Raw genomic sequence first — 19,947 nt, forward strand, 5'->3', positions numbered from 1 at the left:
CGCCGAGGCCCGCCGCAGCGGCTGAACCCCACCCGTCCCAGGGTGACCCAATCGTCATTGCGGATAATCAGGATTTCATGCTTAGCATGAGTCACCTGCGCGCAGCGTTTGTCATTCGACCTCGCAGGCGGGAGACCCCATGAAGACGAAGAGCCTGATGTACGCGCTGGGAGTGATGGCGGCCGTGAGCGCCCCGCTGGCCGCCGAGGCCGCGTGTCCCTACAACTCCATCCAGGTGCGTGTGCAGCCCAACACGTCGACGCCGTGGTCTCAGAGCGCCACCGTCGCCAACGGGACGAACATCCACGTCGGCGTCTTCTACAACGGGTGGGGCACTCCCGTCGCCAACGGCACGGTGGATGTCTACGCCGTCGAAGGCTCGCTCGCCATCCCGCTGGGCACGGGCTGGGAGTACTGGTGGAACCCCGGCCGCAAGTCGCGATGGTCCTTCCATGCCTACTGCAGGGGCGGCGTGGTGAGCAACGACTCCTCGACGGTGACCTGGAACTGAGCCACGGCTTCACGCTCTGCGGGCGGTGAGGATGGGCTGATAGAAGCCCGTCTCCTCCGGCGAATACCACCGCGTGTCGACGAGCCCCGCCCGTGTCAGCGCGCGCTCCACCTCCACCCGCTGGAGCGCGCGGTACACGCCGGTGTGCTCCGTGGCCTGCCAGCCCTTGCCCTCGGGGCGCAGGATGAACTGGTGGACCGTGTACGTCCTGCCGTCGGCGGCCCAATCCCAGACCTGGAAGAGGATGCGCCGGCCCTCGGGCGCGTCGAGCACCCGCTCCGAGGTGAAGCGCGGCTGCTCGGCCATCAGCGCGTCGTAGTCGCGCACGCTCAGCGCCAGCAGCCCCCCGGGCGCGAGCTTGGAGGCCATCGCCTGCGCGGCGGCGTCCAGGTCCTCATCCGTGAGCAGGTGCGGCACCGCGTTGTCGAACGCGAGCACCACCTGGAACATCCCCGACACCTGCGTGTCCAGCGTCCGCATGTCCGCGACGCCGGTGGTGAGGGTGACGCCCAGGGTGCGCGCCTCGCGCTCGGCGCGGGCCACGGCGGCGGGGCTCAGGTCCGTTGCGTGCACCGCGTAGCCGCGCCCCGCGAGCCCCAGCGCCTGCGTGCCGATGCCACACGCGCAATCCAGCACCCGACGCGGCGGCGGCGCGCCGCACCGACGCAGCAGCGCGTCCAGCGCGGCGCCCTGGCGCTCCACCGTCTGGGCCCAGTTGGCGAAGAGCAGGTGATACTCCTCGGCGAGCCCCTGGTAGAACTCGAGCACGGACTCAGCCATGCGCGCGCTCCTCGACGGCGGGCGTCCTGGTGACGGCCGGAGCACTCATGGGCCGAACGTCCGCCCCTCCAGCGCCTCGATGGCGGCGCGCACGGAGGCGGGCACCGGCACCGGCTCGTTCTTGACGTAGTCGAGGGTGACGATGACGGCGTTGCCCTTCGTGTAGAGCGCGCCGTCCTCCTCGCCGAACACGGCGTGCTCCAGCGTGACGGAGGTGTTGCCGATGCGCGAGACGCGGGCGCTGGCGACCAGGCGCACGGGGAAGACGACGGGGCGCACGTACTCGGCCTGGGTGGCCTTGAGGATGGGGCCGACGCCGCCCTGGATGCGCGTCTCGCCGGCGCCCGAGGGGCCCGTCATGCCGATGCGGACGAGGTAGGCGATGCGCGCGGTCTCGAACCACGTGAAGGTGCGAGCGTTGTTCGCGTGGCCGAACGCGTCCATTTCACTCCAGTGCAGGGTGAAGGGGACGACGACGGGGAAGTCCTTGGGGTTGAGGTCCGCCATGGCGGGCAGGGTGCCCCACTCGCGGCCATGAGGGAACGAAGAACACCGCCTGCCTGCTCTCCAGCCAGGGGCCGGTGTCGTGATAATCCAGCAACACGATGAGTCCACGACTCCTGATTTCCGCGCTGGCCCTCACGGGCCTCGGTCTCAACCCGCCTGCCAGGGCGAGTGAGGCCTCCTCGGAGACCTCGGCCATGACGGGGGCTCGCATCAGCTCCGTGCCCGAGTGGACCGTCTCACCGAACATCACCGCGCGACGCTGGGTCGCGAGCCCGGAGTCCGTCGAGTCCATCGCGGCCACCACGACGAGCGCCGTCGGCCGAGCAGCGTCCACACCGGGTGTCACCGCCCCCGCCTGGGCCGCCTCGCCGAACACCGTCGCACCGAGCATCACCGCGCAACGGTGGGCTGTCGGGGCTGCCACGCCGGACCTCGCCGCGCCCGACACCTCTGTCCCGACCTCGTCCACGCAGAACGTCACTCCGCCGCACTGGACCGCGGCGCCAAGGACCGCCGCACCGAGCATCAACGCGCAACGCTGGTCCGCCGCGCCCGGCTCCACTGCACCGAGCACCACCGCGCCGGGCCCGCGCCCCACGGACGCGAAGCCCACGGTGCGCCACCGCGTCACCGCCGCCGAAGCCCCGCGCCACCTCATCGCGAACGGCAAGGGCCGCGCGACGCTGTTCCTCAACGCGTCCACGGGCGCCACCGCCGCGTCACTGACGCTGCTGGAGCTCCAGCCCGGCGGCGAGGTCCCCGAGCACACGCACGAGTCGAGCGCGGAGATTCTCTACATCGAGGACGGCGCCGCCGACATGACGGTGGCCGGACAGACGTTGCGCGTGAGCAAGGGTGACGCCGTCTACATCCCCGCGGGCGCGAAGCACTCCGCGCGCGTCGTGTCGCCCGGCGCGCCGTTCAAGGCCGTGCAGGTCTACGCGGGCCCGGGCCCCGAGCAGCGCTTCACGCACGGCCCCCGGGAGAGCGCTCCTCATGGCCGCTGAGCGCGAATCCTCGGCGGCGCGCCAGCGCAACGACCCCTCCGAGGTGCCCTCCGTTGAGCGCCCCCACCTCGTCCCCTCCCGCAACGAGACGGCGCTCATCTCCGACAGCGGCACGGCCACCCACCCCCAGCGCCACGCCCCCATGGTGCGCTGGCTGCACCCGTCGCAGCTGATTCGCACGGGCCTGGACGCGGTCGTCGCCGCCGTCTTCGGCGCCCGCGCGGACCATCGCCTCATCGAGGCCGTGGTGCGCCCGCAGGTCCCCTACTTCGACTACTCCGAGGAGACGCGCCCCCAGGGAGACTTCTGGCTCGACTACGTCTCCGACACCGGCGACGGCTGGGACTCCACGTACACGGTGGCGCGGCTGCTCGCGCTGCCCGAGCTGAAGCTCCCCGTGCGCGGCCAGCCCCGCGTCGGCGAGTTCGAGACCGAGCGCGGCCGCGTCCTCATCTTCGGCGGCGACGGCGTGTACCCCGGCGCCAGCCGCGAGGCCTACGAGGAGCGCCTCATCCAGCCGTACGAGGCGGCCATGCGGCGCTCCGTCGCGCCCAATCCGGACCTGTTCGTCATCCCGGGCAACCACGACTGGTACGACGGCCTGTCCGCCTTCATGCGGCTGTTCTGCGCCAACCGCTGGATTGCCGGCCGACGCACGCGGCAGAGCCGCAGCTACTTCGCGCTCAAGCTGCCGCATCGCTGGTGGCTCATCGGCACGGACGTGCAGCTCAACAGCGACATCGACGTGCCCCAGGTGGAGTACTTCCGCCAGGTGGCCGACAGCATGGGCCCCGACGACCGCGTCATCCTGTGCAACGCGGAGCCCGCGTGGATTCTCGCCGCCACGCAGCGGCGCAAGGGCAGCTACCTGGAGAACAACCTGGAGTACCTCCAGGAGAAGGTGCTCGGCCGGCGCATCAGCATCTTCCTCGCCGGCGACCTGCACCACTACCGTCGCCACGAGGACCCCGCGGGCCGGCAGAAGATCACGGCCGGCGGCGGCGGCGCCTTCATGCACCCCACGCACGCGCCCAAGGCGCACGTGCTGCGCGACGGCTACCGGCTGGAGAAGAGCTTCCCGGACGAGCGCACCTCACGCGCGCTCGCGCGAAAGAACCTGTTCCTCATCCGCTACAGCCCGCTGTTCGGCCTGCTGACGGGCGCGCTGTACCTGCTGCTCGCGCTGGCCGCGTACGCGGAGGTGGGCTCGCTGGGCTTCTCCCAACTGGGCGACGTCATCATGGCCGTGGCCAACAGCATGGTGAGCCGCCCGTGGACCATGGTGTTGGGCCTGGGCACCATCGGCGGGCTCATCGGCCTGGCCGACTCCGCGTTCGGGAAGCTCCGGTGGCTCGCGGGCACGCTGCACGGCGTGGCCCACATCCTCGCGGCGTTCTTCGTCGCGTGGGGAGGCACGTACCTGGCGGTGAGCGGGATGGGCATCTGCCCCGACCTGACGCCGGACGGCCTCAACTGCACGGCGGGCTGGGCGCACCTGGCGGGCAAGTTCCTGGTGTCCTCGGCGCTCACCTTCCTGGGTGGCTTCCTGGTGGGCCCCTTCGTCATGGGGTTGTACCTGTGGCTGAGTGTCAACCTGTTCGGAGCCCACTCGAACGAGGCGTTCATCTCGTTGGCGCTGCCGGACTGGAAGAACTTCCTGCGCCTGCACATCGACGAGAAGGGACAGCTCACCGTCTACCCGGTGGGTATCGAACGGGTGCCGCGCCGGTGGAAGCGCACGCATGCGGGGCCGCATGCACCGGCGTACGAGCCGGATGACGCCAGGGCCACGCCTCCGGCGCTCATCGAGCCGCCCATCCGCGTCTAGGGTCCGCGGCTTCCGGGAACGGTGTAGCCTCCGAGGCTCACCGCTCACGAAGGAGCCGTACACCGATGGCCGCACAGACGATGGAGCAGCTGGTTTCCCTGTCCAAGCGCCGGGGCTTCATCTTCCCGGGCTCCGCCATCTACGGAGGCCTGCAGGGCACGTACGACTACGGTCCGCTCGGCGTCGAGCTGAAGAACAACCTGAAGCTGGCCTGGTGGCGCGCCAACGTCTGGGAGCGCGAGGACATGGAGGGCATCGACGCCTCCATCCTCATGAACAAGCTCACGTGGCGCTATTCGGGGCACGAAGAGACCTTCGTGGACCCGATGGTGGACTGCAAGGGCTGCAAGATGCGCTGGCGCGCGGACCAGCTCGCCGGCAAGTGTCCCAGCTGCGGCAGTGCGGAGCTGACCGAGCCGCGCCCCTTCAACCTGATGTTCAAGACGCAGGTGGGGCCGGTGCCGGACCCGGAGTCCTTCTCCTATCTGCGCCCCGAGACGGCGCAGGGCATCTTCCTCAACTTCAAGCACGTGCTCGACTCCACGTCGCGCAAGCTGCCGTTCGGCATCGCGCAGATGGGCAAGTCCTTCCGCAACGAAATCACGCCGCGCAACTTCATCTTCCGCGTGCGTGAGTTCGAGCAGATGGAGATCGAGTTCTTCGTGAAGCCCGGCGAGGACGAGGCGTGGCACCAGAAGTGGGTGGAGGACCGCATCAACTGGTGGCTGTCGGTGGGGTTGTCCAAGGACAACCTGGTGCCGTACCACCAGAAGGCGAACGAGCTGGCGCACTACGCGAAGGCGACGGTGGACCTGCTCTACCGCTTCCCGCACGGGCTGGAGGAGCTGGAGGGCATCGCGAACCGGACGGACTACGATTTGGGTTCGCACAGCAAGGACCAGGGCTCGCTCGGGTTGAAGGCGCGGGTGGCGCCCAACAGCCACAGCACGGAGAAGCTCACGTACTTCGACGCGGAGACGAAGCAGCACGTGGTGCCGTTCGTCATCGAGCCCTCGGCGGGCGTGGACCGCGGGGTGCTCGCGGTGCTGAGCGAGGCGTACGCGGAGGAGCAGGTGAAGCCCGCGCCGGCGGACCGGCTCAAGCCGGTGGAGGAGGCGCTGGGCACGTTCCTCAAGTCCGTGAGCCGCAACGAGAAGCTCACCGCGGACGCGAAGAACGCGCTGCTGGCGGAGGGTGAGCGAATCGCGGGCGCGCTGGGCGAGCGGCTCGCGTCGATCACGGGGCTGTTGTCGATGCCGGGGGCGGAGGGCATCGAGGTGGCGAAGAAGCTGCGCGGTCAGGTGGACCCGGTGGTCGACGAGTTCTACCGGACGGTGCTGCACTTCAAGCCGCGCCTGGCGCCCATCAAGGTGGCGGTGTTGCCGCTGAAGAAGAACCACCCGGGCATCGTGGACGTGGCGAAGGGCATCCGCCGCCGGCTCCAGTCCTCGGGCTCGATGCGCGTCGTGTACGACGACACGGGCGCCATCGGGAAGCTGTACCGAAGGCAGGACGAAATCGGGACGCCCTTCTGCGTCACGGTGGACTTCGACACGCTGGGGGACGGAAAGGACGCGTCCACCAAGGACACCGTCACCGTGCGCCACCGCGACTCCATGGCCCAGGAGCGCGTCGCCATCTCCGAGCTGGAGAGCTACCTGCGCGAGAAGATGGGCTGAGCCAGGCTGTCCCCGTGTGCCTGCGGGCACACGGGGGTTGGCCGGGTCAGGTCGCCACGAGCGATTCACTCGCGGCGCACCCAAGCCGCAGGCGCAGCCCAACGCCGTCTGGTTCAACAACCCCGCACGGCTGACCACCTCACAGGAGGCCGCGCAGTCATCTCACGAACTCGCTGTCTCACTCGCGTTGACAGGTTCCGGAGCCGGGGCATCACTGGCCAATCCCCATGTCCGGTCCTCACTCGCACTGCACGGACTAGGGTGATTGGGTCTCGCTCGCCCTCGGTGTGGCGACAGCGCCCTGCATCGACGCAGACATCGCCATGCCCCGGACACCCCCTGGGCCGGTCGGCTTGAGGGGCATCTTCCGAACCACGAACTGCATGCACATGCATCTCGGTTCTCCACCTCACGCCCGCGCCTCGACTCTCGACCATTCGGTCCGCGCAGTTGTCCCTTGGAGGCAGGAACCTCCAGGCGGACCGGGTCTCCCCTGACTCTTTCAGCGCGATACTCCGCCCGGTCCACTGAGATGTCGGACTGAACAGGGAGCCTCTGTCCCAGGACGCCCCGACGACGGGGCAATCCACGGAGGCGTCGATGTGCATGCGCTGGACTGGAGCCGTCGTCTTGCTGCTGCTGTGTCCTGGAGCAGGGGCACGGGAGGCCGTGACGCCGGAGGACTTCGACGCCACCCTGCGCAGACTGGAGGAGGCGCTTCGAGTCGAGGCTTCTGGCGAGGAATCGGCAGCGGCCCAGGCTGACGAAGAGCCCGCGGCACCTGCGCCTCCCAGCAATGACACGATGTGGACGCAGGCGTCCATCCCTCGAACAACGTGCGCGGCAACCCCCGGGCCCGGCGGCCGCAGCTGGCTCAGCCCGCCTTCCTCACTGCCGCGCTCGACTGCGCGACCGAGTAACCGGACTGCAACTGCTGGGCGTAGGGCAGGTAGTTCTCGGCCAGGGAGTGGTTGCTCGCCACGTCCCCGAGCTGCCCGCAGTAGCCCACCGTGTTCGTGAAGACCTGGCTGTAGTCCACGGCCACCAGGCCAAGTTGCAGCGCGGGCAGGGGCACGGTGGGGATGACGTCCGCCATGTTCGCGATGTGGAAGTTGTTGGGCACCTGCGCCTGGAAGTTCGTCACGAAGTTCGTCGGGTTGTAGTAGGTGAAGCCGTCGAGGATGAGCCCTCCGGAGACGCGCGGGCACGCGAAGCTGTAGAGGGAGAGCCCGCCCGCGCTGATGAAGGAGGCGCTGTTGACCGCCACGTCCATGGCGCACAGCACCGACAGCGCGGCGCCCAGGCTGTGGCCCGTCACGTAGAGCGGCAGAGCGGTGTTGCTGCTGGCGGAGAGCAGGCTCGCCATGGCTGACGAGACCTGCGCCGCGATGGAGCCCGTGGGACGCAGGTTGCTCTTGGTGGGCGCGGTGCCGCCGGTGCCCAGCGTATAGGTGCCGTAGAAGCCGCTGTGCACATAGCCCGTGCTCTTGTCGGTCGTGTCGAGCGCGAAGGCCGTCGGCAGCACGGTGGCGTCGCTGAACCACTCGGCCCACGACAGCGTGCCCCGGAGCGCGATGATGTTGAACGCCGGCCCGCTGCTATTGCTGGCCTGGAGCGCGAAGCCGAACGGGACGGTGGCGAAGGCGCCTGGGCCCTCGGAGGCGGCACCCGGGCCCATGGCCTCGACGCCCGTGAAGGACGCGACCAGCGAGTACGTGTAGCCCGACATCGCCGTCAGCGAGGAAGCAAGCTGCGTACTCGTGAGCGGGGTTCCCTGCGCGTATTGCGCGTAGGTCAGCCCGCAGCACTGCGCGAGCAGCAGCGCCGCGTTGATGTCGAAGCTCGACGGGAGCGTCTGGGTGACGGTGGAGGACGGTTGGGCCAGCGGGTTGAAGGCGAACGTGGGCGACGAGGACACGGTGAGGCTCCGTTGCAGATGGGTTGCAGGAGCCAAGAGCAACCGCCGTGCCGCCACCGCGTCTGGGCAAGCCCTCCTGTGAAGTCCGTCGGAGCGACCGCCGCCGACGTGTCGGGCTCGCGCGGCGACATGTCGCCCGACACAGCGCCGCGGGCTTCCATCTGTCGCCGCGCGCTCACCGAGAAGGCACCCGTTCTACTGGGAAGTGGTGGCAAGCCACTCCATCAGCCAGGGGCGCTCCTTCGCCCAGATGAGCAGCTACGCGAAGGCTGGCATCCGCCGCTACCGCATCAAGGCTGTCCTCGACGAGGCCACCACCCAGGTGTGCCGCTTCCTCCATGGACGGACATTCGTCGTGGCGGATGCCCTCCAGCGCTTCGAGCACCTCGATTCGCTCGAACATCCAGAAGACGTGAAGCAGGAGCTGCCCTGGGTGAGGGAGCGCCTCGACGCGGACACCGGGCGCACCCACCTCTACGTCAACCGAGGAGGCCAGTAGACGCGCCTGGCCGAGGTGCTCCGCTCCGCCGCCGGCACACGCGACGACGTGGGCGAGTTCCGCACCCTCGCTTCGGACAGGCAGCTCGCGGACGCCGGCGTGGGCTTCCCGCCGTACCACGGCCTCTGCCGCACCACGACACTCGCCGTCACTTAGTGATGTCCCCGATTTCGCGTCGCAGGCCTTTGTCTCTTTCGGAGACGAAACGCGATGCAGGCACCCTCGACACCTTCCACCACCTCACCTCCGACGCCGGAGGGCAGCACGACGACGCAGGAGTCGACCTCCACGGCCAAGGCCGAGGCGACGCCCATCGTGTTGCGAGGCGGGCTGGTTGATGGACGAGCGAGCCGCCCGGTTGACCTCCATCTCCATCAGCCACTTCGCTCAGCAACAGCGTCAGACGTCGACGCACTGAAGACCGTCGTGAAGGAATTGGAGGAGCAGTTCGGCCCCAGCGCGGTCCGCGAAGTCTTCGCCCTCTTGCGCGGCGAACGAGAGGTCGCCCGGTTCGCGGCGGTGGAAGGACCGGCTGGCGTCATCGCCCTGCACGAGGCCCGAGGCAACCTGCCGAAGGCGCAGGCCCTGTTGGCGGAGCGGTATCGGGAACCCGCGAGTGCCAGCGCGGCGCGGGGCGGTGTCGAGAAGCGAATCAGCGGCAGACCGTCCCTTCCGCCGGAGGCGGCTGGCATTCCCGTCGAGGTGGCGGAAGCGAAGCTGCGGCAGGCGGAGGCCGAGGCTGGAGGCGCACGGCTGCCCATGGACGCGGGACTCCTTGAGAAGCACAGGCTGGCATTGCAGAAGGCCGTGCCTCCTGGTGCCGAGGTGCATGCCCTCTGGCCGGACTATCTGGCGTACCTGGAGCGGCGCACCGCGGAAATCGGGCAGCGGCAGGCGACGAAGGGGCCGCTGGGGTGGACGGATTACCAGGTGATGCGAGACAGGTATGCCCGGGGCTTGGCCTTCGAGAGGACGATGGTCGCCCTTCTGATGGAGGACGCGGCCCGTCCGCGGGCACAACGGCGATGGCTCCGAGACTTCGACCAGCCCCGCATCGAAACGCACGTGGGAGTGATGAAGGCGGACCTGCGTTTCGCGGACGTGCTCGTCATCGAGGAGCGCCCGCCACCGGGACAGGCCCCCGCGTGGAGACGCTCAGCTTCAAGAGCAGGGATTTCTCACGAATGGAGGCTGGCACGCTCGAAGGGCACCTGACCACCGACGCAACGCATGCCTTGAGATACTACGGCGAGACGCTGAGAATCCGGCGTCCTGGCTTGCAGCTGGAGGCATCGGTCAAGAGGGTACGCTTGATCTACGAGGGTGGAAAACTCAAACCCCGGGACAGTAAAGTCCTGGAGCAGGCACTGAGCAGCACGAGTGATGCAGTTCCGGGAGTCGAGATGGTGTTTCAATGAAGCACCTGAATCTGTGGGAGTCGAGGGCAGCAGACTGCCTCATGCTTTCATTCGAGGCAGCCTTTGATGGCTTGACCCCAATGCAAGACGAACTGGGGGCCATGCTCGACGTCTTGGAGGCGAAGGCGGGCGAGTGGATGCCAGATGTCGTCGAGGGGACGCGTGGAAGAAAGTATTCCAGAGAGGCATTCTGGAAGGCTTTCGCGGAAAAACGGAGGGAGCGGACCGCGACCGTCGGACTTTATCGAACACAAAGCCCCGCGCTCGACATGACCCTCAGGCTCCGGTTTCCTCCGCTGCCTACGAAGCTCGGCGTCTCGGTCTACATCCATTCACTCTCGCTCTTCGCCATGACCGCTCCGTGTGAACGGGTCGTGGAAATGGTGCGTGCATGGGCATTGCGCTACCCAACCTCCTACGCATCGGCTCACAGCCTGGCCGATGATCAACTGTCGGGTGCTCCCTGCTTCGGCCGGGATGATGAGACCACCCGTAGAGAGGGCTTCGATGAGGTCTATGCGCTCTATTGGCTCAACGTCTTTGGCCCCAAGCTCGTGAAGAGCGTGGGTCGCGAGCGGGTGCTCTCGACTCCAGCGCACCTCGTGGAGGAGCTTCCCCACGGCGCTGTCCTGCTGGTGCTATGGCCCACTGCCGCCGAGTTCGCCAGTGATGAGGCGCGCCAGGTGCAGGCCCGAGCCCATGTCCACCTGAGACCGGACCTCGACTTCGACACGGTGCTGAGAACCCTGAAGGAGCGCAGCGCGGCACTCGCCCCCGTCGAGCCCCGCTTCCACCCGGACGTGGCACCGTTGCTCTCGCGCATGCCCGACGAGTTCGCCATCAGCGAGCGGCAACGGAAGATCGCCGAGTTCAACACCTTCCAGCCGCCGGAACCGGAAGAGTGGCTGCCAGTCGAGTTGTCCTCGGACGTGGAGGACCCGGAGCTCGTTCTCGAGTCCTACGGAGACCTGTCCGAAGGTCTCGTGGCGGCACTGCACGCCAAGGTGCCCTCCCTCATGGACGAGACGGCCGAGTCCCTCACGGACCTGGATTTCTACTTCTGGCGAGAGGACTTTCCCGAAAAGCACGAACGGCAACTCGTCGAAGGGCATACGGCACCGGCGATCGGGGCCTACCTGGGGAACGTCCTGGTACAGCGGTTGGGGGGGACGTGGGTATTGCGACAGACACTGGAGGAGTCGCAGGTACGCATTGGCAGGCGCGCCTGGCTCCCCTTCCTCCGTGCCCGCCGGTACATGCAGTCGCGCCAGTCGCTGTTGGACTACTCTCTCACCCAGTTCTTCCGGGAGGCGGAGCGACACCGACGCTGAGGTCGATACCTGCCCTCCCGTCGTTGGGTCCGAAGGGAGGAACCCTTCAAGACGGGCAAGCAACCGTCCTCCCAGGACGTGTCACCTCCGGACAGGGCTCGTCCCACAAGCGCACAACGGGTACACCCTGGGCACGGCGGGCCCGTCGGCACATCGCTCCCTTGAGGCGGATGGGGCGTTGGCACGCGATTGGCTCTGAGGTCGCCCATGCCTTCTTTCTTCCAGGACCTGCGCCACGGCTTCCGCTCCCTGCGCCGCAGCCCGGGCTTCACCCTGGCCACCGTGCTCGCGCTGGCCTTCGGCATCGGCGCGAACACGCTGCTCTTCAGCGTGGTGAGCGCGCTGCTCTTGCGGCCGCTCCCCCTCCCCCAGTCCGAGCAGCTCGTCTCCGTGTGGGGCTTCGACCCACGCGAGCCCGACGGCAACAACGCCCTGTCCCGCCTGGACTCCGAGGACCTCCGCCAGAAGGTGAAGGCCTTCGCCGCGTTCGCCGTCTACGACACCGGCGGCTTCACCCTCACCGGCCCCCACCAGGAACCCGAGCGGGTGGAGGGCGCGGCGGTGTCGGAGGACTTCTTCCGCGTCGCCGGCGTGCGCCCCCTGCTCGGCCGGGCGCTCGAGGACCCCGAGTTCCAGCTCAACGGCCCGCGTGCCGTGGTGCTCTCGCACGGCCTCTGGACCCGACGCTTCGGCGCGGACCCGGGCGTGCTCGGCCGCACGATGGAGCTGGACGGCAACACCTACGAGGTCGTCGGCGTGATGCCCGAGGGCTTCGACTTCCCCCGGGAGGACTCGCAGGAGCCCGTCGGCCTGTGGGCCCCGCTGTCCGCGCGCGACTTCGTCCGCTCCAACTGGGAGAGCCGCGGCACCCACCTGCTCTCCGGCGTGGCCCGGCTGGCCCCGGGCTTCAACGCCGAGCAGGCCCACCAGGAGGCCCAGGGCGTGATGCGGGCCCTGTCGCAGACGTACCCGGACACCAACACCCAGGCGAGCGTGAGCGTGCGCGGCCTCCAGGAGCGCCTGTCCCAGAAGACCCGCCGCCCCGCGCTCCTGCTGCTCGGCGCGGTGGCGTTGCTGCTGCTCATCGCCTGCGTCAACGTGGCGCAGCTGCTCCTCGCCCGCGCGATGACCCGGCAGCAGGAGTTCGCCGTGCGCACCGCGCTGGGCGCGGGCAAGGGCGCGCTCGCCCGACAGTTGCTGGCGGAGGGCTCCCTGCTGGCCCTGGCCGGAGGCGCGCTGGGGTTGCTCCTGGGCCTGTGGGGCGCGGACCTGCTGAGCGCGATGCTGCCGGAGTCCGTGCGTCAGGTGCAGGCGGTGCGCGTGGATGGACGCGCGCTGGTGTACACGGCGGCGCTGGTGCTCGCGGTGTCGCTGATGTGCGGCCTCGCGCCGCTGGGCACCGCGCTCAAGGCCAACCTCGGCGGCCTGCTCCAGAGCACGCGCGGCACGAGCGCGAACAAGGCGGCGCTGCGCTGGCGCGCGATTCTCGTGTCCACGCAGGTGGCGCTCGCGCTGGTCTTGCTGGTGGGCGCGGGGCTGCTGGTGCGCAGCGCGCAGCGCCTGGCCGACGTGGACCCGGGCTACCGGCCCGACGGCGTGTCGCTGATGGGCGTCAACCTCCCGGCCGCGCGCTACGCACGGGACACGATTGCGACCTTCTACGAGCGCCTGCTGGAGCAGGTTCGCGCGCAGCCGGGTGTGGAGTCCGCGTCACTGGTGACGCCGGGCATCGTGACGGGCGGTGCCATCGGCCTGTCGCTGGAGCTGCCCGAGAAGCCCTCACCCACGGGGGAGAAGCTCGTCACGGGATACCGGGCGATGAGCGATGGCGTCTTCGGCACGCTGGGGATTCCGCTCAAGCAGGGGCGGGACTTCACACGGCAGGACACCGCGAAAGCGCCGCCCGTGGTCGTGGTGAACGAGTCCTTCGCGCGGCGGTTCTTCCCCAACGAGGACGTCATCGGCAAGCGGGTCATCATCGGCTACAGCGCGCCCACCAAGCGAGAGATCGTGGGCGTGGTGGGTGACGTGCGAGCCCGCGCGCTGGACGAGCCCGCGGAGCCGGAGCTGTACGCGCCGCTCGCCCAGACGCCGTGGGCCATGACGTCCGTGGTGGTGCGCAGCCAGCTCCCGCTGGAGAGCGTGACGGCGCTGGTGAAGGCGGAGATGCGGCAGCTCGACTCGCAGCTGACGCTGCCGCGGACGACGACGCTGGCGCAGGGGCTGGAGCGCTCGGTGGCGGACCGGAGCTTCCAGCGGGTGTTGCTGCTGGCCTTCGCGGTGTCGGCGGTGGCGCTGGCCTCGCTCGGCATCTACGGGTTGATGGCGTACAGCGTGGCGCAGCGTCGACGGGAGCTGGGCATCCGCCTGGCGCTGGGGGCGCTGCCCTCGGACGTGGTGCGGCTGGTGATGAAGCAGGCGCTGCGGATGTGCGCGCTGGGCCTGGGCGTCGGGCTCGCACTGGCGCTCGGCTTGTCGCGGCTGCTGGAGGGCCTGTTGTACGACGTGAGCGCCACGGACCCGCTGACCTTCCTCGCCGTGCCGCTGCTGCTGCTCACGGTGGTGTCGCTGGCGAGCTGGCTGCCCGCACGCCGCGCGTCGAAGGTGCCGCCCGGCGTGGCCATGTCCGCGGACTGAGGTCTCACTCCGCCGCGTCGAGCTCCTCGACGACGCGGCGGACCTGGCTTTCGCGCCCCTTCTCGGTCCTCGCCGTCAGCACCTTGAGGACCAACCCATACCGCCGCGTCCTGCCGAGCGCCTCGAACGCTCGCGCCGCCCGAGGGCTCGCCGCCAGCGCCACCGTGAGCACCTCCGGCACCGTGGCGTTCTTCTGCGACTCGTAGGCCGCGTCCCAGCGCCCATCCGCCTTCGCCGCCTCGACCTCCGCGAGCCCCGAGGGCCGCATCCGGCCCGCGCGCGTGAGTGCCTCCACCTTGCGCACGTTCACACAGGACCAGCGGCTGCGCGGCCGGCGCGGGACGTACTTCTGCAGGTAGAAGCGCGCGTCGAGCGACTTGCGCTGTCCCGAAATCCATCCGAAGCACAGCCCCACGTCGACCGCCTCGTCATCGGTGAGCGAGGCAATCTCCGTCCCCTTCTTCGCGAGCTTCAACCAGACCCCCGCGGACGCATCGACGTGCGTCTGGAGCCAGGCCTCGAACTCCGCCGCGCCCCGGAACGCAATCACCGGCGCCCCTCCTTCAGCGCTGGCCATGGGCGCCTCCCAGCACGTCCAGGTAGTGGCGGTTGAACATGAGGCCCAGCACGTTCCCGAACGGGTCGATGACCGACGCCGTGACGAAGCCCGGCCCGCGCTCGGTGACGCCCTCCAGGAGCTGCGCCCCCATCGCGAGCAGGCGCGCGAGCGTCCCCGCGAGGTCGTCGACGTGCCAGTAGACCACCGTCCCGCCCTGAGCCGTGCCGAGCCCCGGCGGCGCGAACCTCCGGTCGATGATGCCCAGCTCGTGCTGGTAGTCGCCGATGCGGAACTCCACGTACCCAGGCCCCCGCCCCACGTCCTCGCTGCGGAAGTAGGGCTGCATGCCGAGCAGCTCCGAGTACCAGCGCGTCGCCGCCTGGAGGTCATCCGCCCAGAGGTTGAAGGTGCACATTCCGCGCAAGGTGTGGGTCATGGCGTTTGTCTCCGTGTGTCCTGGCCGCGCTCGTTCGCGACCCCATGAACATGGACCCAGAACGTGACAGAATGAGTCACCTTTGAAGCGCGAGCCCGTCACCGACCGTCTGGACCGAGTCCTGGGCCTCCTCGCCTCCCGCCCGTCCTGGACGGCCCCGGAGCTGGCGGAGGAGCTGGGCGTCTGCGTGCGCACCGTCCGGAGGGACCTGTCCCGGCTCTCCGCGCGCGGCGTCCCCATCGAGTCGGACGCGGGCCGGGGTGGCGGCATCCGCGTCCCGCCAAGGACAGGGCTCGGGCGCGTGCAGCTCAACGCCCAGGAGCTGCTCGACCTGCTGCTCGCCCTGGCGCTGGCCGAGCGGCTCGAGTCCCCGCTCCTGCTCTCGACGCTCAAGAGCCTGCGCCAGAAGCTCGCCGCCTCGTTCCCACCCGAGGAGCGCGCCCGCGTCGGCAAGCTGCGCCAGCGCATCCTCGTGGGCCCCACCGCGCGCAGCATCAGCGCGACGTGGAAGCACCCCCGGGCCGCGGTGCTGCGTCCCCTCCAGGAAGCCTTCTTCGAGCAGCGCGCCCTGGAGCTGACCTACCGCGCGAACGACACCAGCACGGTGCGCGTCGTGGAGCCCCACTACCTGCTGCTCAGCTGGCCCGCGTGGTACCTGCTCGTCTGGGACCACCTGCGCGGCGCGGTGCGCATGCTCCGCGTCGACCGCATCGAAGCCGCGAGCGTCCAGGCCGCGACGTTCCAGGTGCGCGACTCGGAGTCGATGATCGCCACCCTCGGCGACATCTTCTCGTCGCTCTGAGCGCAGGCGGTATAGACAAGGGCCATGAGCACTCCTGTCACCTTCTTCCTGATTCCCGCCGAGGGCCTCGCCGGGGTGTTGACCCCGTCCCGGCTCGCGTCCCTGCGCGCCGCGGTGGTGCGCGAGGACCCCGAGGCGATGGAGGACGAGGAGGTGCTGCTCGCGCTCATCGACCACCTCTCCCAGCACGGCGGCGCCGCGCTGACGCGGCTGCCCGAGCCGCTCGGTGACGAGGTGCTGGAGCTGCTCGACGTGCTCGCCGAGGACCTGGTCCACACCGACAAGGAGCCCCGGACCGAGCGCCTGGAGCTGGCCACCTCGCAGCGCCCCGACGCCGACGACCTCGAGGCCGCGGAGGTCGTCGTCCGCGCGGCCTGCCCCGACATGCTCCATCGCCTCTGGCGCCACACCGTCTGGGGCCGGGTCCCCGAGCAGGAGGGCGCCACCGACGACCTGCGGCGCATCAACCCGAACCTCGGCTACTGGACGAACGCCGAGGTGCGCCAGCTGCGCGACGGCCTGCGCGAGCACCTCGACGGCGCGCCCACCTATCAGCCCGTCCGAGGCTGGGCCCGCTTCACCTCCCGCCTGCGCCGCGTCACCCGGCGCGGAGACCCCGCGCGAGCGCTCGACGCCGTGACGCAGGCCCTGGACAAGGCCTCACGCCAGGGCGCGGGCCTGCTCTTCGCGCGCTGAGCTTCACATCAGGGTACGCACCAGCCGGCCCACCGTGGCCATCGCGCCCTCGATGCGTGGCGTCCACGGCTGTCCGCACGACAGGCGGATGAAGTTCCGGTACGAGTCCGGCCGGGGCGAGAAGATGGGCCCCGGCGCGATGCTCACGCCCGCCTCCAGCGCGCGCCCGTGCAGCACCAGCGAGTCCACCGTGGACGGTAGCTCCACCCACAACAGCGAGCCCCCCGCCGGCCGCGCCACGCGAGTGCCCTCGGGGAAGTGCTCGGCCACGCCCTCCGCCATGCGCGCCACCTGCTCCGTCAACCGACGCCGCAGCGCGCGCAGGTGCCGGTCATACCCGCCCTCCTCCAGGAAGCGCGCAATCGCCAGCGGCAGCAGCGTGGGCGAGGCCACCGTGTGCGAGAACTTCAGCAGCTCCACCCGCTCCCGGAGCCGGCCCGGCGCCACGTACCCCACGCGGAAGCCCGGCGCGAGCGTCTTGGAGAACGAGCCACACAGCATCACGTTGCCCGTCTTGTCGAACGACTTGCACGTGCGCGGCCTGCGCTCGTCGAAGTGCAAGTCACCGTACAGGTCGTCCTCGATGAGCGGCACCCCGCGCTCCTCGAGCATGGCGACCAGCCGCTGGCGGTTCGCCGTCGGCATGCAGCTTCCCACCGGGTTGCTGTAGCTGGGCACCACCAGCACCGCCGCCACGCGCCGCCGCTCCAGCGCCGCCTGGAGCGCATCCAGCTCCATGCCGTGACGCGGTGAGCACGGAATCTCCAGCGCGCGCAGCCCGAGCGACTCGATGGCCTGGAGCGTGCCGTAGTACGCCGGTGACTCAATCGCGATGGTGTCCCCCGGCCGGGCCACGGCGAGCAGGCACAGGTGGATGGCCTCCGCCGCGCCCACGGTGATGATGAAGTCCTCGGGCGACAGCGCCGCGCCCCAGTCCAGCGAGCGCCGCGCGAGCTGCCGCCGCAGCTCCGGACACCCCGGGGGTACGTCGTACAGCATCCCCGCGTCGCCCATCTCGCGGGTGAGCGCGTTGAGCTCCCGGTACAGCCGGCGCGTGGGGAGCAGCTCCGTGGACGGCCACGCGCCGCCCATCTGCACGAGGTTCGGGTCGCGCATCGACTGGTACACGCGCGACACCAGCGCGCTCACCGTGACGGGCGTGGCGCTGGTCGCGGGGCGGGACACCTGCGGCTCCGCGAGGCGGGGACGCTCACGCCTGCGCACATAGTGGCCCGACTGCGGCCGCGTCTCGATGAGCCCCACCGACTCCAGGTGCAGATACGCCTGGAGCACCGTGGAGATGCTCACCTGCTCACGCAGGCTGAGCTGCCGCACGGAGGGGAGCCTGTCTCCCGCGTGCAGCGTGCCCGCGTTGATGGCGTCCTCCAGCCGCTCCGCCACCTGCTCGTACAACTTCGGTTTGTGTGCCAGCGCGCCCATGCCGTCCCCGATGCGAAGTCCGTCTCCCGCCAGCCCGTATCGGTAACGGGCTCGGCCTCCGCTGCCCAGACACACCTGCCCACTGGACGGACAAGTACAGTTCCTTGGACTTCAACTGTACTGGTCACAATGCTGGATTGCTGTCTCTGTTCTGTTTCCCCGGCGGGGCGCATGGTGAGCCATGAGGAGGTCGTGGTGCCATGGAGTCCAAGCTCATGTCGGCGCGGCGAGGCTTGTGGAGCTCGCTGTGGAGTCACCTGAAGCCCCAGGCTCGCCCCGGAGTGGAGACGGGCGGACAGGGGCTGCACGAGGGGTCGCTCTGGAGTCGGCGCATCCAGGGGGACGAGGGCCTGCTGCTCACGTGTACCGAGGGCCGGCTGTGGCTCACCTTCGAGTCGGACCCTCGGGACTACGTGCTGGAGCGCGGGAGCAGCGTGCCCCTGGACCACGGCGGCCAGGTGGTGGTGCAGGCGCTGAGGTCGGCGCGCTTCTGCCTGGGGACGTCGCTCTCGCCCTGCGGCGGGTGAGCCGGGCTCACTCCGAGGGAGGCGTCGTGAGCGCGCCCCGGGCGGCGCGGCGCAGGTAGAGCGCGAACGGCACGTGGGTGATGGTCTCCTCGGAGAGGGGGACCTCCAGTGTGCCGTCGTAGCGGGCCGGGCGGCGGCCGCGCACGGCGACCTCGGACTGGATGGTGATGCACATGCCCACCTTGAGGAACGGTGAGCGGGCGCTCGCCTCGGGGCCCTTGAGTCCGAAGTAGACGTCCAGCTCGTAGCGCTGGGCGGCTGTGTTCGTCCGGAACGCTGCGCGCTCGACGAGCAGCTTCTCGTCCAGCTTCTTGAAGATGCCTGGGATGAAGTCGACCTGGAAGGAGTCCTCCAGCAGTTGGAGGACGTCCTGGACGCTCTTGAGACGGTCGGCGTCGACGGCGATATCGAGGGACATGGTGTACCTCTCGGGACCTCGGGCCTGGAGCGCGTGGATAGCGCCGGGCGCGCGCGAAGCGCCGAGAGGTTTCGAGGGGACGTCCGGCCGGTGACGACCACCGTGGAGGACTGTCGCCCGTCACACGGTGGCTTCGCCCCACGGTCTACCGTGGGGCGCTCGGGACTTCAGGCCACGGTGAGGATCTCGGGGCCCTGCTCGGTGACGAGCAGCGTGTGCTCGAACTGGGCGCTGCGGCTGCCGTCGGCGGTGACGGCGGTCCACCCGTCGTCCCACGTGCGGTGGCCCCAGCCGCCGAGGTTGATCATCGGCTCGACGGTGAAGATCATCCCCGGCTGCATGATGGTGTCGGCCTCGGGCTCGTAGTAGTGCGGAATCTGGAGGGACGTGTGGAACGTCTCGCCGATGCCGTGGCCGCAGTAGGCGCGCACCACGCTCATGCCGTTCTTGGTGGCGTGGTCTTCAATCGCGCGGCCGATGTCGCTGATGGGCCGGCCGGGCTTCACCGCGGCGATGCCCAGCTCCATGCACTCGCGGGTGACGCGCACCAGCCGCTCGCTCTCCGGGTCCACCTTGCCGACGAAGTGGGTGGCCGAGCAGTCGCCGTGGACGCCATCCAGGTAGATGGTGATGTCCAGGTTGACGATGTCGCCGTCCTCGAGCGCGCGGTTGTCGGGGATGCCATGGCAGATGACCTCGTTGACCGAGGTGCACAGGGACTTGGGGAAGCCGTGGTAGTTGAGCGTGCTCGGGTAGCCGCCCCGGCGGATGTAGGCCTCGTGGGTGATGGCGTCCAGCTCGTCGGTGGTGATGCCGGGGCGCACGTGGGAGGCGACTTCCTGGAGCACCTCGGCGGCGGCCTTACAGGCCCTGCGCATGCGCGCGATGACATCCGGCGAGCGGATCTCAGAGTCGCTCGGGCGGCGCTGGGGGCGGCCGGACACGGCGTAGTCG

General features: G+C 69.6%; 18 protein-coding genes and 1 pseudogene. 11 read left to right on the forward strand and 8 right to left on the reverse strand.

Annotated elements, in window-relative coordinates; all coding sequences use genetic code 11:
• The first annotated feature begins 139 nt into the window (after positions 1–139).
• Positions 140–511 (forward strand): hypothetical protein, encoded by a 372-nt coding sequence (locus tag FL311_RS27170; RefSeq protein WP_141329449.1) that lies wholly within the window; start codon positions 140–142, stop codon positions 509–511.
• Between the two features lie 9 nt (positions 512–520).
• On the opposite strand, the gene FL311_RS27175 is transcribed toward FL311_RS27170, so the two are convergent.
• Complete coding sequence (locus FL311_RS27175) at positions 521–1,291, reverse strand: bifunctional 2-polyprenyl-6-hydroxyphenol methylase/3-demethylubiquinol 3-O-methyltransferase UbiG (protein ID WP_141329450.1); 771 nt, start codon at positions 1,289–1,291, stop codon at positions 521–523.
• A 45-nt stretch (positions 1,292–1,336) separates the two neighbouring features.
• Entirely contained in the window at positions 1,337–1,798 is a 462-nt protein-coding gene (locus FL311_RS27180; RefSeq protein WP_194869382.1) for a thioesterase family protein, read from the reverse strand.
• A 194-nt stretch (positions 1,799–1,992) separates the two neighbouring features.
• Between FL311_RS27180 and FL311_RS27185 the strand changes: the two genes are divergently transcribed.
• From FL311_RS27185 to FL311_RS27195, 3 genes are all read left to right on the forward strand, one after another.
• Positions 1,993–2,805, forward strand: coding sequence for a cupin domain-containing protein (locus FL311_RS27185; RefSeq protein ID WP_141329453.1), 813 nt, complete (start codon positions 1,993–1,995; stop codon positions 2,803–2,805).
• A gap of 142 nt (positions 2,806–2,947) precedes the next feature.
• Positions 2,948–4,633: a metallophosphoesterase gene (locus tag FL311_RS27190; protein ID WP_228557109.1), complete on the forward strand. Its 1,686-nt coding sequence runs from the start codon at positions 2,948–2,950 to the stop codon at positions 4,631–4,633.
• 65 nt (positions 4,634–4,698) lie between these two features.
• Positions 4,699–6,312, forward strand: coding sequence for a glycine--tRNA ligase (locus FL311_RS27195; protein WP_141329457.1), 1,614 nt, complete (start codon positions 4,699–4,701; stop codon positions 6,310–6,312).
• Positions 6,313–7,186: 874 nt separating this feature from the next.
• Here the strand turns inward: FL311_RS27195 and FL311_RS27200 are convergent.
• Positions 7,187–8,230, reverse strand: coding sequence for a lipase family protein (locus FL311_RS27200; protein ID WP_141329459.1), 1,044 nt, complete (start codon positions 8,228–8,230; stop codon positions 7,187–7,189).
• Between the two features lie 120 nt (positions 8,231–8,350).
• On the opposite strand from FL311_RS27200, the pseudogene FL311_RS46330 reads away from it, so the two are divergent.
• The 4 genes and pseudogenes from FL311_RS46330 to FL311_RS27220 all read left to right on the forward strand — a co-directional run.
• Positions 8,351–8,885 (forward strand): annotated as a pseudogene (locus FL311_RS46330) (head morphogenesis protein); the annotation flags it as partial.
• Between the two features lie 270 nt (positions 8,886–9,155).
• The gene (locus tag FL311_RS27210) at positions 9,156–9,944 is read left to right on the forward strand and encodes a hypothetical protein (protein ID WP_228557108.1); all 789 of its coding nucleotides are present in this window, start codon (positions 9,156–9,158) and stop codon (positions 9,942–9,944) included.
• A 199-nt stretch (positions 9,945–10,143) separates the two neighbouring features.
• On the forward strand, positions 10,144–11,478 hold the full coding sequence (locus FL311_RS27215) for a hypothetical protein (protein ID WP_141329461.1): 1,335 nt from the start codon (positions 10,144–10,146) through the stop codon (positions 11,476–11,478).
• A gap of 207 nt (positions 11,479–11,685) precedes the next feature.
• Positions 11,686–14,115 carry an ABC transporter permease gene (locus FL311_RS27220; RefSeq protein ID WP_141329463.1) on the forward strand — a complete coding sequence of 810 codons (2,430 nt, stop codon included), beginning with the start codon at positions 11,686–11,688 and terminating at the stop codon, positions 14,113–14,115.
• Between the two features lie 4 nt (positions 14,116–14,119).
• Here FL311_RS27220 and FL311_RS27225 read toward each other — a convergent pair whose 3' ends face one another.
• Together FL311_RS27225 and FL311_RS27230 are read right to left on the reverse strand one after the other, a co-directional pair.
• Positions 14,120–14,692, reverse strand: a complete 573-nt coding sequence (locus tag FL311_RS27225) for a YdeI family protein (RefSeq protein ID WP_141329465.1) — start codon at positions 14,690–14,692, stop codon at positions 14,120–14,122.
• Positions 14,679–15,110 carry a VOC family protein gene (locus FL311_RS27230; protein WP_141329467.1) on the reverse strand — a complete coding sequence of 144 codons (432 nt, stop codon included), beginning with the start codon at positions 15,108–15,110 and terminating at the stop codon, positions 14,679–14,681. The genes FL311_RS27225 and FL311_RS27230 overlap by 14 nt, the downstream gene beginning before the upstream one ends.
• An 82-nt stretch (positions 15,111–15,192) precedes the next feature.
• Between FL311_RS27230 and FL311_RS27235 the strand changes: the two genes are divergently transcribed.
• Positions 15,193–15,912, forward strand: a complete 720-nt coding sequence (locus FL311_RS27235) for a YafY family protein (RefSeq protein WP_141329469.1) — start codon at positions 15,193–15,195, stop codon at positions 15,910–15,912.
• A gap of 24 nt (positions 15,913–15,936) precedes the next feature.
• A complete protein-coding gene (locus tag FL311_RS27240) occupies positions 15,937–16,608 on the forward strand; it encodes a hypothetical protein (RefSeq protein ID WP_141329471.1) in 672 nt (223 codons plus the stop codon).
• A gap of 3 nt (positions 16,609–16,611) precedes the next feature.
• Here FL311_RS27240 and FL311_RS27245 read toward each other — a convergent pair whose 3' ends face one another.
• Positions 16,612–18,048 (reverse strand): PLP-dependent aminotransferase family protein, encoded by a 1,437-nt coding sequence (locus FL311_RS27245; protein ID WP_141329472.1) that lies wholly within the window; start codon positions 18,046–18,048, stop codon positions 16,612–16,614.
• 200 nt (positions 18,049–18,248) lie between these two features.
• Here FL311_RS27245 and FL311_RS27250 point away from each other — a divergent pair, with 200 nt between their 5' ends.
• A complete protein-coding gene (locus FL311_RS27250) occupies positions 18,249–18,575 on the forward strand; it encodes a DUF2917 domain-containing protein (RefSeq protein ID WP_141329474.1) in 327 nt (108 codons plus the stop codon).
• Positions 18,576–18,582: 7 nt separating this feature from the next.
• Here FL311_RS27250 and FL311_RS27255 read toward each other — a convergent pair whose 3' ends face one another.
• Together FL311_RS27255 and map are read right to left on the reverse strand one after the other, a co-directional pair.
• The gene (locus FL311_RS27255; protein ID WP_141329476.1) at positions 18,583–18,993 is read right to left on the reverse strand and encodes a hypothetical protein; all 411 of its coding nucleotides are present in this window, start codon (positions 18,991–18,993) and stop codon (positions 18,583–18,585) included.
• 167 nt (positions 18,994–19,160) lie between these two features.
• The coding region (gene map, locus FL311_RS27260; protein ID WP_141329478.1) for a type I methionyl aminopeptidase at positions 19,161–19,947 on the reverse strand (787 nt) is incomplete at its 5' end.

Origin of the sequence: Myxococcus sp. AB025B (genome assembly GCF_006518215.1) — a bacterium.
Lineage (GTDB): Bacteria > Myxococcota > Myxococcia > Myxococcales > Myxococcaceae > Myxococcus > Myxococcus fulvus.